Annotated in this window: 12 protein-coding genes; 5 read left to right on the top strand and 7 right to left on the bottom strand. The window is 50.2% G+C overall.

Annotated elements, in window-relative coordinates; all coding sequences use genetic code 11:
• Positions 1-22: 22 nt before the first annotated feature.
• Entirely contained in the window at positions 23-892 is an 870-nt protein-coding gene (locus GYMC10_RS13120) for a LysR family transcriptional regulator (RefSeq protein ID WP_015734895.1), read from the bottom strand.
• A 128-nt stretch (positions 893-1,020) separates the two neighbouring features.
• On the opposite strand from GYMC10_RS13120, the gene GYMC10_RS13115 reads away from it, so the two are divergent.
• Positions 1,021-1,935: a DMT family transporter gene (locus GYMC10_RS13115; RefSeq protein WP_015734894.1), complete on the top strand. Its 915-nt coding sequence runs from the start codon at positions 1,021-1,023 to the stop codon at positions 1,933-1,935.
• A gap of 275 nt (positions 1,936-2,210) precedes the next feature.
• Entirely contained in the window at positions 2,211-3,035 is an 825-nt protein-coding gene (locus GYMC10_RS13110) for a TerC family protein (protein WP_015734893.1), read from the top strand.
• 120 nt (positions 3,036-3,155) lie between these two features.
• On the opposite strand, the gene GYMC10_RS13105 is transcribed toward GYMC10_RS13110, so the two are convergent.
• Positions 3,156-4,892 (bottom strand): ABC transporter ATP-binding protein, encoded by a 1,737-nt coding sequence (locus GYMC10_RS13105; RefSeq protein ID WP_015734892.1) that lies wholly within the window; start codon positions 4,890-4,892, stop codon positions 3,156-3,158.
• Positions 4,893-5,129: 237 nt separating this feature from the next.
• Positions 5,130-6,041, bottom strand: a complete 912-nt coding sequence (locus GYMC10_RS13100; protein ID WP_015734891.1) for an NAD(P)/FAD-dependent oxidoreductase — start codon at positions 6,039-6,041, stop codon at positions 5,130-5,132.
• A gap of 278 nt (positions 6,042-6,319) precedes the next feature.
• Between GYMC10_RS13100 and GYMC10_RS13095 the strand changes: the two genes are divergently transcribed.
• The gene (locus tag GYMC10_RS13095; protein WP_015734890.1) at positions 6,320-7,060 is read left to right on the top strand and encodes a glycosyltransferase; all 741 of its coding nucleotides are present in this window, start codon (positions 6,320-6,322) and stop codon (positions 7,058-7,060) included.
• Positions 7,057-7,776, top strand: coding sequence for a glycosyltransferase (locus GYMC10_RS13090; RefSeq protein WP_015734889.1), 720 nt, complete (start codon positions 7,057-7,059; stop codon positions 7,774-7,776). The genes GYMC10_RS13095 and GYMC10_RS13090 overlap by 4 nt, the downstream gene beginning before the upstream one ends.
• A gap of 175 nt (positions 7,777-7,951) precedes the next feature.
• Here the strand turns inward: GYMC10_RS13090 and GYMC10_RS13085 are convergent, their stop codons facing one another.
• Together GYMC10_RS13085 and GYMC10_RS13080 are read right to left on the bottom strand one after the other, a co-directional pair.
• The gene (locus GYMC10_RS13085; RefSeq protein WP_015734888.1) at positions 7,952-8,458 is read right to left on the bottom strand and encodes a hypothetical protein; all 507 of its coding nucleotides are present in this window, start codon (positions 8,456-8,458) and stop codon (positions 7,952-7,954) included.
• 185 nt (positions 8,459-8,643) lie between these two features.
• Positions 8,644-8,859, bottom strand: a complete 216-nt coding sequence (locus GYMC10_RS13080) for a hypothetical protein (protein WP_041621984.1) — start codon at positions 8,857-8,859, stop codon at positions 8,644-8,646.
• Between the two features lie 291 nt (positions 8,860-9,150).
• Here GYMC10_RS13080 and GYMC10_RS13075 point away from each other — a divergent pair, with 291 nt between their 5' ends.
• Complete coding sequence (locus GYMC10_RS13075; protein WP_015734887.1) at positions 9,151-10,068, top strand: aldo/keto reductase family oxidoreductase; 918 nt, start codon at positions 9,151-9,153, stop codon at positions 10,066-10,068.
• 127 nt (positions 10,069-10,195) lie between these two features.
• Here the strand turns inward: GYMC10_RS13075 and GYMC10_RS13070 are convergent, their stop codons facing one another.
• Entirely contained in the window at positions 10,196-11,845 is a 1,650-nt protein-coding gene (locus tag GYMC10_RS13070) for an FAD-binding dehydrogenase (RefSeq protein ID WP_015734886.1), read from the bottom strand.
• Between the two features lie 310 nt (positions 11,846-12,155).
• A complete protein-coding gene (cobA, locus tag GYMC10_RS13060) occupies positions 12,156-12,911 on the bottom strand; it encodes a uroporphyrinogen-III C-methyltransferase (RefSeq protein WP_015734885.1) in 756 nt (251 codons plus the stop codon).
• Positions 12,912-12,917: the final 6 nt, after the last annotated feature.

Raw genomic sequence — 12,917 nt, 5'->3', positions numbered from 1 at the left:
AATTCTGTGTCGTTACGGGCGGCTACAGCTTCGGGTAACTTTTAACGTAATCCAAGAATCGTTTCGTTGCCGGAGATACTTCCCGCAAGGAGCTTACCGCAATGCCGAGCGATCTGAAGCTCTTCTCCTTCAATTCGATTTGCCGTATATTCCGCCGCTGCCCCCGCAGCACAAGTTCGGGAAGAATGCTGATGCCCAGGCCCTTCTCCACCATGGCCATAATGGCATAATCGTCTCCAAGCGTATATTTGATATCCGGCTTGGTCAGGGCTTTCTCCAGCACCCGGTTCACATCGTAATCGGAGCCTTTGCTGGGCATAATAAAAGGTTCATTCTCAATTTGGGCTAAGGCAATGGAGTCCTCGGAGCTAAGCGGATGTTCCACTGGCAGCAGTACGAGCATCGGGTCTTGATGCAGAGGAATCGCATCGAATATATCCCACGTCGGAAGTGACAGAAAGCCGCAATCAATCTTGCCCTCCGCGATCCAATCCTCAATTTCCCGATAATCTCCTTCGACCAAACGAATCTCGATATGGGGATAATCCCGCTGGAAATCCTGGATAATCCCAGGCAGCCAGTGAACGCCGACGCTGGTAAAGGTACCGATGTGAATGGTTCCCAGCTCGATTCCATGAATGGAAGCCACCTGCTGCTCCAAATGCTCGTTCCATTTCAATATTTCCCGCATCGTCTTCACGATCTCCTCGCCATTGGTCGTCAGCTTCGCGCCTGAACGGTTTCGAATCAGCAGCGAGAAGCCGAACTCATCTTCCAGGCTGTTGATCATATGGCTGACGCCGGACTGCGTAAATCCCATCACTTCGGCGGCTTTGGTCAAGCTTCCGAGCTCGACGACCTTTACTAGAACTTTGAATTTATTCATACTCATGGGGAATCCTCCGGCATTATTTTATACATGAATTTTACTCATGTTTATTATTAAGAACATTCGTTTTACTTGTCTATTGTACGTGAGTATACTGATTCTGTTCAATCACTTGAAGGAGGAAGAAGAACTTGAAACCGCTGAAGGCCGATCTTATGATTTTGTTTATCACCATGTGCTGGGGCTCGTCCTATCTTTTTATGAAAATGGGACTGGATTCGCTGGGAGCGTTCAATTTGATAGCCCTACGATTTGGATTGGCCTTTATGCTTGCAGGAGCGATTTTTTTCCCGCGCTTGCGCCGGGTTAACCTGAAGACGATCCGTTACGCCATGCTCCTGGGCTTTATTTTGTTTATCATGTTCACGGCCTTGACCTTTGGCTTGAAAACAACGACAGCATCCAATGCCGGGTTTCTGATCAGCTTAACGGTGGTGTTTGTCCCATTGATACATACGTTCCTCTTTATGAAAAAAATAGAGATGAAACTGATCGTCAGTATTTTGCTGGCCTTAACGGGCATCGCGCTGCTGACTATCCAGCTCCCTTTTGCATTTAAGATCGGGGACCTGTTCTGCATAGCGGCGGCATTATGTTATGCGCTTCATATCAATATCGTCAGCACGGCTGCGCAGAAGGTCGACGCGTTAAGCCTCGGCATCCTGCAGCTGGGATTTACCGGATTGTATGCGTTCCTCTCGTCACTTCTCTTGGAAACACCGGCATGGCCAAGCTCTACCGACTCATGGACGGCTGTCCTGGTCCTCAGCATCGTATGCAGCGGATTGGGGTTCATCTTCCAGACGATCGCCCAGAAGTATACAACCGCCACCCGAACGGGTCTCGTATTTTCGCTGGAACCTGTATTCGCTGCGCTGTTCGGATACTGGTTTGCCAACGAGGTCATGGATTCCAACCAGTATGCAGGAGCTGCGCTTGTCCTTCTTAGCGTTGTTCTATCCAGCGTTGATGTGAACTTCAGGAAACGGTCGGCCATGAAAAACAGACCCGTTGCGTTGGAGTCCTATTCTGCAGAATTCAAGTAAAAAAGCTTGACTTATCTCCAAAAAATTTATATCTTTATATCACGGCTTAACTGAGGGCGATATCAGTTATGCAGGAACGTGATTAAAGGGGAGTAGCTGTCACAGCAAAGTCGTCATTACGGGAAATGTCCCCGGCTTTGTTGGCAACGATACGTTGTTTGCGAGACCTTTACCACACACTCTGTGGTGAAGGTCTCTTTTTGATTTCAAAAGGCCTTCATCTGCCGGTGGAGGTCTTTTTTGTGCCTTCAATAATACTACAAGGAGGAAATGGCATGGAGCTTTTATTGGAGTATGGATGGGTGCTGTTAGTGCTCATCGCACTGGAAGGATTGCTGGCGGCGGATAATGCGCTGGTCCTTGCCATCATGGTCAAACATTTACCGGAGAACCAGCGCAAAAAGGCGTTATTCTACGGGCTGCTCGGAGCCTTTGTGTTCCGGATCGGATCGCTGTTCTTAATCTCGTTCCTGGTGGATGTATGGCAGGTACAAGCCATCGGCGCACTCTATCTTCTTTACATTTCGATCAATCACACGTTGAAACACTTTATTAAAGGCAAGAAACCGACGGAAGACGCAAAACCGAAAGCGGACAAGCCCAAGAAGCAATCCGGCTTCTGGATGACCGTCTTCAAAGTCGAAGTGGCGGACATCGCCTTTGCCGTAGACTCGATACTTGCAGCCGTAGCGTTGGCTGTCGCATTGCCGCCAAGCGGATTGGCGAACATCGGCGGCCTGGATGGAGGTCAATTCATCGTCATCTTCCTGGGCGGATTCATTGGTTTGATCATCATGCGCTTCGCGGCATCCTACTTCGTAAAATTGCTGCAGCAGCGTCCCGGACTGGAAGTGGCGGCATTTCTGATTGTTGGTTGGGTAGGCGTCAAGCTTGCAGTGATTACCCTTGCACACCCTGATGTAGCCCTGATCGACCATCACTTCCCTGAGAGCTCGATCTGGAAGGCTTCCTTCTACATCGTTCTCGTGCTGATTGCCGTGATCGGATGGTTTAGCTCTTCGAAAGAGAAAGTGCAGGATGAAGACAATGCCATCAAGGAAGTGGAAGAACAACAGCCGGGCAAAACGCTGCAAGGCTAAATCCCCTCCCGCGTGCAATGTATACCACGCATGAGGCAACTTCATAACATGATTCATCAAACAAGACAAGGCGATTTGCTGACGGTGCTTCAACCGTTCACAAATCGCCTTTCTTCATGCTTATATTGTCAATTGCATACGATATAAATTCGCGTAAGCGCCTTGACGGGCAAGCAATTCTTCATGCGTGCCTTGTTCTTGGATCCCGTCTTCGGACAATACGACGATTCGCTGCGCATTCCGTACCGTTGTCAACCGATGAGCGATGACAAGCGTTGTTCGATTATCGCTTAACCGTTCCAGCGAATCTTGGACCGCTCTCTCGCTTTCATTGTCCAGGGAGCTGGTCGCTTCGTCAAATATGAGAATCGGCGGGTTCTTCAGGAACACACGCGCAATGCTGAGCCGCTGCTTCTGTCCTCCGGAGAGCTTGACGCCGCGCTGGCCGATATCCGTTTCATAACCGTCCGGCAGTGCCATGATGAAATCATGGGCATTCGCTCTTTTGGCTGCTGCGATGATCTCATCCTTGCTGGCCTCCATGTTGCCATACCGGATGTTATCGAAGACGGAGCCTGCAAACAAATATACATCCTGCTGCACGATCCCGATATTTTTTCTTAAAGAGTGCTGCGTAATCTCCCGGATATCGCGCCCATCCAGCAGTATGCGTCCTTCACTTACTTCATAAAAACGCGGAATCAGCGAACACAACGTGGTCTTGCCTACGCCTGAGGGACCAACCAGAGCAACATACTCGCCAGGCTTGATGTTCAGCGATACCTGGTTCAGCACGAATCCATAGCGGTCCTTGTATCTGAAGCTGACATTCTGAAACTCGATGTTCCCCTGAACCTGCGTGATCGTCTCGGCACGATCGGCATCCTCGATATCGGGTTCTACCTCCAGGATCTCCATGAACCTGTCAAATCCCGTAATGCCTTCCTGGTACAGTCTGGCGAAGTTAACCATGCGCTGGATCGGTTCGATCAGAATGCCGATGCATAAGAAAAAGGTCAGCAAATCCGCCAGTTCCAGCGAGGTATCCACGATTGCGGCTCCGCCGAACACAATAACGGTAATCGTAATAAGTTGGGTAAAACCGACCAGCCCTTCGTGAAAGTACGTTTCGCTCTTATACCCTTCCCTTCTGCTGTCAATGAACCGCTTGTTGGCATAGGCGAATTTCCCCTTCTCTATATGCTCGTTCGTAAAAGACTTCACCACGCGGATACCCGAAAGAGAATCCTCTACCTGTGCGTTGATATCCTCGATCCGGTCCTTGCTTACCCGCAACGCCGCGTTCATCTTCTTATTATAGTAAAAAGCAAACGCGGCCATAATCGGGAGAAAGAGAAAAACGATCAGGGTAAGCTTCACGTCGATATACATTAAGATGATGAATGCACCCAGGAACTTCAGAACGGAAATGACGATATCTTCGGGACCATGGTGATACAATTCGGTCAGCGACAGAATGTCATTGGTGGTCCGTGTCATTAGCTGCCCGGTTTTGTGCTCATCGTAGAATCCAAAGGACAGCTTCTGAAAATGGTCAAACAGCTCCCGTCTCATGTCACTTTCCATATAAGCCCCCATCATATGTCCTTTGTATGAAATGAACATATCGCACAGAGTATGGATGATGACCATGGCCAGCATGACGGCACCCACCGCATAGATTTGAATCAGCGGGCTTTGAGAATTCCCTTCCAGCACGTTGATGGTGATGTATCGTATACAGAGCGGAAGCGTCAGCGTAATGGCCGAGACAACAAAAGCACATGCCAAATCTGCAAATAATAACCCCAGGTACGGTTTATAATAGGATAAAAATTTCTTGGTCCGAGAATTCAATTCGCTCTCCTCCAATATGCCGGAGGGTTAATTATTCATATCCCTCCAAACTTGATTCATGATAAACTCCATTGTTGTTCTCATCGTAAACACCCTTCCTTGTACTTGATAATTTCATCATAGCCGATAAATGACCCCAATCCGGAGTGTAAGAATGATTTAGAATTAAAAAATCCCCTAGGAACGAAAAAACAGGCTTGGATGCTAACCAAAGCCTGCCTCTCGTATACTCACGGATTAACGATTCCATCGTTCGTTAAGCAGCTCGCCGTTGATGGAGGCCGCTGCCATGGCTCCCATCGAAGCGGCCGCAATGGCCTGATACATCTCGGTGGCTGCATCACCGGCGCTGTAGATGCCCGGCACGCTCGTTTTACCGAAGGCATCAATGACCACACTTCCACCTTCATTGATATCGCAGCCTACAGCCGCAGGCAATTCAGAACCAGGGACCAGCTTCGGCGCGAAAAAGATGCCTGTGCACGGAATGACCGCTCCATCCTCCAATACGACTTGCCGCACCATCCCCTCGTTCGATTCAATGCGATGAATCGGGGAGTTGAATAGAGGCACGTCATGATCCTTTAATTCCTGCCGTTGTTCATCCGTCAGTTCATCCGGTCCGTTCGTACAGATGGTATACCGGTCGCTCCACCCTGCGATCACTTTGGCAAAATGCAGCGCCCCCGCCCCCTTGGCAATGACGACGAGCGGTTGATCCCGCAATTCCCATCCATCGCAGTATGGGCAGACGAAGGCACTCTTTCCGTATACATCAGCTAATCCGTTAATATCCAGCGGGCTGTCCTTCTTCCCAACGGCGAACAGCAGCTTTTTACTCCGGTATATCGTTCCCTCTCCCGTGGTAATCCGGAAATCACCGTCGACTCCCTCTGCGGCGGCAGCTGTATTCTCTACGAAGCGGACGGAGGGATAGGCGGTAATCTGTTCTCTTGCTATGCGGCGAAACTCCGATGGGCTTGTGCCGTCTCTCGTAAGAAAACCGTGGGTTTCCCGCGTAACCCTGTTTCGCGGCTTTCCTTCGTCAATCAACACCACGTCTTTCCTCGCTCTTCCCAATACCAGCGCAGCATTCAATCCTGCCGGACCTCCGCCGATAATAACGACATCATGCAATTGCTCCGTCATGCATACCATCACCCTTCTGGATCTTTAATGTCCATAATATAAACAAAATAAGACATGACTTCTTGTTTATTTCCTCTTTGCCTAAGGAAGAATGCCAAGGACAAATCATATTATGGACTTATGACATCCATTATAGACAAACAAGATCTGTAATGCAATGCCCTCCTGCTATAAAAATTTTAAAAGTTGGTCGAGTCGTAATGCCGTTACCTCTATTTATACTTTACATACTCTATTGTGATATAGAAATTATCCTCATAGATAAGGAGAGTGATGGAATGGCAGCAAGCTTCAACAATTCATCCAAAACGCAAGGCGTATCCATTATTACCTGTACGAATCGCCCTAATTATATTAAAAACTTGTTCCATAATTTCGCTAGACAATCCCATGCCAAGAAAGAGCTCATTATCGTTGTCAACGATAGTACAATCGCCCTCTCTCCTTACCAGCAAATAGCCAACAAGCATCGAAACATACAAATCTACCGCATGCCGGAGCATGTCACTTTGGGTGCGTGCCTAAATTACGCCGTAAGCAAAACGAAATACGGCATCGTTGCCAAATTCGATGATGACGACTATTACGCCCCCCACTATTTGTCGGACAGCCTGAAGTCGTTAAGAAGATCGAACGCCGATATTATAGGGAAACGTGCACATTATATGTATTTACAAGGCTCCAAAACTCTAATTCTACGGTTTCCCAACGATGAAACTCGAACCGTAACCATGCTGCCGGGGGCTACGCTCATATTTAAGAAGAACGTCTTTAACAAAGTACGCTTTCCGAATCAAAACGTCGGTGAAGACGATCTTTTTTGCACAAGAAGTAAAAGCAAGGGCTTCAAAGTCTATTCCGGCAACAAGTATCATTTTACGGCAGTGCGGCGGAAAAATTCATCCGGTCATACATGGATCATTAGCGATCAGGAACTCATGGCCAAGCACCCTAAAGTTCCGAATGTGCGAGATTTCAAAAAATTCGTACAGCGGACGACCGGAGGCAGTCGAGCATGACGCACCGGTCATCATCCCCATCACAGCCTGCCGTATCGATCATCACCTGCACCAAAAGACCGGAATGCCTGCACAATCTGTTGGAGAATTACGCCAGACAGAATTACAGGAACAAAGAGTTAATCGTCATCTTAAATCATGGCAGTCTCAAGCTACCGGAATATCAAATGGCAGCCAAGTCATATCGCAACGTCAGAATATATAGCAAACCGGAACGATTATCACTCGGCAGCTGCCTTAATTATGGTGTAAAGGTCTCCCAACACGGCCTCATTGCTAAATTTGACGATGATGACTATTACGCACCTGATTATTTGAACGAAAGCGTCCGTCTCATGATCAAGACTAGCGCTGATATTGTAGGAAAGAGAGCGCACTTTATGCAGCTTGCCGGGCAAAAAGCTCTTCTGCACCGTTACCCTAACATGGCCAATCAATGGGTTCCCCTTGTTCAAGGGGCGACCTTGCTGGTTAAACGGCATGTATTCGATCAAGTAGCGTTCCCGAATCAAAATCGCAGCGAGTGCGTCAAATTTTGTGCTGATTGTATAGCTCGTAACTATAGAATATACTCGGGAAGTCCGTATCATTTCTTAGCGAATCGAAGACGCAACTCCACCAATCACACCTGGATCGTCAGTGACAAGAATCTATTAACTCAACATGTTAAAAAGCTGAACGTAGACAATGCAAAGAAATTCGTGAGTAGAGGCTAAGTCCTGCATGAATCTAAATGTTCCGTATATCGCAGTGAATGAACCGGCGACTCGAGCATTTCCACAGAAACAGCGAGCTCGAATATGGCGTGTAGTTTGTTTAACTGAATCAGAAGAACGGTTAAGAGCCACTCCATTGGAGCGGCTCTCATTCATCCCTAGCGAATCGAACGTCTCATTTCAAATAAACGCCATAATCCAAGATGACATTCCCCTGCTCATCCGGCGTCATGAAACGGACTGGATGATAACGTTCAAAGAACCACGGGTTCTCGTCCAAGCTCCAGCCTTGTTCGGCGATTTTCGCCATGCATCGTTTATGAGGCTCCATACCGAATAGCTCCCCGTTATCCTTGCCATATAACCAACATATCCCCGCAGCGCCTTCTTCCAGATCCGCATGGTCAAATCCTTCCGGCACTTCGATATGCTTCGGAAAAAGCATACCGATCCAATATTCAAACTGAATCCCGTTCATTCGCATAAGACCATAAGTAGCACCCTCCGATTCCGGCAAACAACCAAGCTGCCCGATCTTTTCGAACCAGCCATTGGCGAACCATTCTTCCCACTGGTCCGCGAAGCTTCCTGCCGCATTTCGATGCTCGTCCGTATACCGTTTGCCGATCAAGCGCGCTGACGGGATCTGTTCTTTGTACACCCTGGTTACTTCTGCAGCCATTTTCTTAACCTCCTGGGTTCATCTTTTTGAATTATTACCTAATGAATTCTCGTCAACGCAAGGGAATCCTGCAAGGGAGCAGCCCGGTTTCAACTTTTGGCTTGGATTATGATAGTTGAGAACAGCGGTGTGAAATTGTTCAAATCGGAAGAGACCATTTATACGGAACGAACCATCATCCCGGCCTATGGGATCAGCCGGAGCTGTTCAAGCCGGATCGCTTCGAACATTGGAACGGAAGTCCCTTTAACTTCATCCCTCAAGGCGGCGGAGATCATCATACGGGTCACCGCTGTGCCGGGGAATGGATTACGCTTGAGATCATGAAGGAGAGTCTGGACTTTCTGGCTAACCGGATGAGTTATGAAGTGCCCGTACAGGACGTAAGCTTCAGCTTTCATGAGATGCCTTCTCTTCCTCACAGCCGGATCGCTTCGAAAAGTAAAGGCCTTACATTAGGATGCGATGAATCCAAGGCGCTTCCGAAATCGCATGCGGGATCCATAACCCACATGGCTGCCTGGGAGAGAAAATTAAAGCTTGTACATTGCGCCGTCTGCATGTCACAATACACTAGAGACTGTCAGCATGAACCTATTCATCTAGTCGTTCGCTTACACGTTCTCGGCTGCCCCTGCATTATAGCGCGGCGGCCGAACAATCAACCTATTTTGAATGGGAGGACCGCAATCATGAAAACGATGAAACTAGGAAGCAGTTCACTGGAAGTACCTGTTGTAGCCGTTGGTTGCATGCGCATAAATTCGCTGGAAAAAGCCGAAGCCGAACGTTTCGTGCAATCCGCACTGGAGGAAGGAGCCAACTTCTTCGACCATGCCGACATATATGGCGGCGGAGCTTGCGAGGAGATTTTTGCAGATGCGATACATATGAATGCGGAAGTCCGCGAGAAGATCATTCTTCAATCCAAATGCGGTATCCGTCAGGGCATGTTCGATTTCTCCAAAGAGCATATCTTGAATTCCGTCGACGGCATCCTCAAAAGACTTCGTACCGAATATCTCGACGTTCTCCTGCTCCACCGTCCGGATGCTTTGGTTGAGCCTGAAGAGGTGGCTGAAGCATTCGATCAGCTCGAAAGCTCCGGGAAAGTGCGTCATTTCGGCGTATCCAACCAGAATCCGATGCAGATCCAGCTGTTGAAAAAAGCGGTGAAACAGCCGCTCGTAGCCAACCAGCTGCAGCTTAGCATCACGAATACCACTATGATTCAAAGCGGAATCAACGTGAATATGGAGAACGACGCCGCGGTTAACCGCGATGGCAGCGTTCTGGATTTCTGCAGACTGCACGACATTACGATTCAGCCTTGGTCGCCTTTCCAATACGGGTTCTTCGAAGGCGTATTCCTTGGAAGCGACAAGTTCCCTGAGCTTAACCAGAAGATCGATGAAATCGCTGAAAAATATAACGTTACCAATACGACGATTGCCATTGCTTGGCTTCTTCGCCACCCTGCACATATGCAGCCCATCATCGGAACGATGAATATCAACCGTTTGAAGGACTGCATCAAAGCAGGCGATGTCACGCTGACTCGCGAGGAATGGTACGCCATTTACCGCGCGGCCGGCAACATCCTTCCTTAAGCCATAACTGAAAACGGCCTCCTATCGACTTCGATGGGAGGCTGTTTCATTATTATGGCTGGGGAGAGGATGACAACGATAAGGGGGATTTTGCATAATATTCCAAGGATGGACGACCTCCTGAACTTTACAGTTGTGCAATGCTCCGCCCCGTCTGCCTTCCCGTAAACAGGCAGCCGCCCAAAAACGTTCCCTCCAATGCACGGTAACCATGAACGCCCCCACCACCAAAGCCGGCCGCTTCCCCAACCGCGTAGAGCCCGGGAACCGGTTCGCCGGATCCACTCAGCACCCTCCCCGATAGATCCGTTTGAAGCCCGCCCAGTGTTTTCCGGCTAAGAATATGCAGGCGCACCGCAATCAATGGACCATGGGCCGGATCAAGAAATTTATGCGGCTTGGCTACGCGCACCAAGCGATCGCCTATATAATTCCTTGCTCCCCGGAGCGCCGTAATCTGCAGATCCTTGGTAAAAGCCTGGTCCATCTCGCGGTCTCTGGCGGCAAGCTGACGCTTCAAATCGTCCAGCTTGACCAGGTCGCTGCCTGCAAGCTTATTCATGCCGTCCACAAGCTCGGGCAGTGAATCGGCCACAACAAAATCCTCGCCGTGATCCAGAAATGCCTGCACAGGGCCAGGAATGCCCGAGCCTGCTCTTCCCAGCACTTTACGGATGCTCTTGCCGGTCAAATCCGGGTTTTGTTCCGAGCCGGACAGGGCAAATTCCTTCTCAATAACCTTTCTGGTCAGAAGAAACCAGGAATAGTCAAAGCCCGTATCCTGAATGGCTTTCAGGGTTCCCAGCGTATCGAAACCCGGGAAATTCGGAGCAGGAAGCCGTTGCCCTTTGGCATCAAGCCATACTGACGATGGACCCGGCAGTATCCGGATGCCGTGCTTGGACCATACCGGGTCCCAGTTCTTAATCCCTTCCGTGTAGTGCCACATCCGGTCTCGATTGACGACCCGCCCGCCGGCTTGCTCCGTTATTCGCAGCATCCGTCCGTCCACATGCGCGGGAACGCCGGAGAGCATCGCTCGTGGAGGCTTGCCTAACCGGGACGGCCAATGCTGCCTGATCAGCTCGTGGTTGGCGCCGATGCCTCCGCTGGAGACAACCACAGCCTCCGCATAATATTCATAGTCGCCAACGACCTCGCGGGAGCTTTCTTCGCCCCGGCGGGCCGAACTCGGTGCAAGTACCGAACCCCTTACTCCAGTGACGGCATTCTCGCGCGTAATCAGCTCATCGACTTGGTGACGCGGACGATAATCAACTACGCCGGAACGGATGGCGTCTCTGACCCTGGACTCAAATGGTTGTACGACACCTGGCCCTGTTCCCCACACAATGTGAAAACGCGGCACGGAATTGCCGTGGCCCTCGGCGAGATATCCGCCGCGTTCCGCCCAGCCAACGACTGGGAAGAACCGAATTCCTAACGAATGCAGCCATGCCCGCTTCTCACCGGCGGCAAAGTCGACATAGGCCTCAGCCCATTTTCGCCCCCACAGATCCTCGTCCTCCTCCCGATCGAAACCAGCGGCTCCCAGCCAATCCTGCCATGCCAGTTCACGGGAGTCCCGGATCCCCAGTCTTCTCTGCTCAGGCGAATCGACAAGGAATAAACCGCCAAAAGACCACCATGCCTGCCCGCCAATAGAGCTTTCCGGTTCCTGGTCAAGCAGCAGTACCCGCTTGCCGGCCTCGGCCATTTCGGCGGTAGCTACGAGACCTGATAAGCCGGCTCCTACCACGATGACGTCATATTTCATGCGTCTCCCCCGTTCTTTCCCTTTTCTAAAACAAGTAATTTCAACTTCACTCCAGCTTGATCGTTACAGATGGCGTTAACATGATATTCTTTGCATTGTAAGCGTTTTCCTATCGCGACGGCATAAAATCGGCTATTCTCGAATGCCGGGTCCGTATTATTGTATGCCTTCCCATCCCCGCTAACATGTTCCACAGCAAAATAAAGTGAACCCCAAATCAAGAAGGGTTCACTCCATGGTTAAAAGTATCTACGTATCGCACCAGCGAAATTGTAGGCTGTGCATACATTTTCTCATATCTGTACAAGGGTTAACCGGTCTTCTCCTGCGCCTCCGCCGCCAGTTTCAAGAGCTGCTCTCTGACCCGCACCACTTCTCCAATGATCAGCAGGGCCGGATTTTTCACGTTCATCCGATGAGAAATCCTGTAGATGGTTCCGAGCGTACCCGTGAAGATTCTCTCTTCCGCCCTGGTTCCCTGCTCGACGATGGCAGCGGGAGTCCACGGCTGCTTGCCATGAGCGATCATCTCTTTACAGATGCCGTCCATTCTGCTGACACCCATGTACACCACAAGCGTATCCACGCTGTGCGCCAGCAAGTCCCACCTCACGCTCTGCTCATTGCCATGGCAGCTCGTTCCGCTGACAAAAGCAACCGAGGTACTGGCTCCGCGGTGAGTCAGAGGAATTCCTGCGGACGAGGAAGCGCCCACCGCCGAGGTAACGCCTGGTACGAATTCGAAGGGAATGCCGCGTGCAGCCAATTCGCATGCTTCCTCTCCCCCTCGACCGAAGATCAGCGGGTCGCCTCCCTTGAGTCTGACGACATGATGACCATCAAGGGCAAAGGCCACCATGTTCTCGTTGATCCTTTCCTGCGGAAGAGAATGGCGTCCGGGTGCCTTGCCGCAGTATACAAGCAAAGCATCCTTCTTCGCGTAACTCAACAGCTCATCGTTCACCAACCGATCGTACATGATGACGTCCGCTTCCTGGATACGCCGGAGGGCTTTCAGTGTGATCAGCTCCGGGTCTCCCGGACCTGCGCCGACGATATACACCATGCCCGG

Origin of the sequence: Paenibacillus sp. Y412MC10 (assembly GCF_000024685.1) — a bacterium.
GTDB classification, from domain to species: domain Bacteria; phylum Bacillota; class Bacilli; order Paenibacillales; family Paenibacillaceae; genus Paenibacillus_AQ; species Paenibacillus_AQ lautus_A.
This window is presented reverse-complemented; position numbering and strand designations above follow the sequence as displayed.

Bases quoted from the DNA above. Each gene is read 5' to 3' on its own strand.
- GYMC10_RS13080 (WP_041621984.1), bottom strand. From the start codon at position 8,859: ATGAAAGCTGAAGCTTACGTCCTGTACGGGCACTTCATAACTCATCCG.
- GYMC10_RS13110 (WP_015734893.1), top strand. From the start codon at position 2,211: ATGGAGCTTTTATTGGAGTATGGATGGGTGCTGTTAGTGCTCATCGCA.
- GYMC10_RS13095 (WP_015734890.1), top strand. From the start codon at position 6,320: ATGGCAGCAAGCTTCAACAATTCATCCAAAACGCAAGGCGTATCCATT.
- GYMC10_RS13070 (WP_015734886.1), bottom strand. From the start codon at position 11,845: ATGAAATATGACGTCATCGTGGTAGGAGCCGGCTTATCAGGTCTCGTA.
- cobA (WP_015734885.1), bottom strand. From the start codon at position 12,911: ATGGTGTATATCGTCGGCGCAGGTCCGGGAGACCCGGAGCTGATCACA.
- GYMC10_RS13100 (WP_015734891.1), bottom strand. From the start codon at position 6,041: ATGACGGAGCAATTGCATGATGTCGTTATTATCGGCGGAGGTCCGGCA.
- GYMC10_RS13090 (WP_015734889.1), top strand. From the start codon at position 7,057: ATGACGCACCGGTCATCATCCCCATCACAGCCTGCCGTATCGATCATC.
- GYMC10_RS13120 (WP_015734895.1), bottom strand. From the start codon at position 892: ATGAGTATGAATAAATTCAAAGTTCTAGTAAAGGTCGTCGAGCTCGGA.
- GYMC10_RS13085 (WP_015734888.1), bottom strand. From the start codon at position 8,458: ATGGCTGCAGAAGTAACCAGGGTGTACAAAGAACAGATCCCGTCAGCG.
- GYMC10_RS13075 (WP_015734887.1), top strand. From the start codon at position 9,151: ATGAAAACGATGAAACTAGGAAGCAGTTCACTGGAAGTACCTGTTGTA.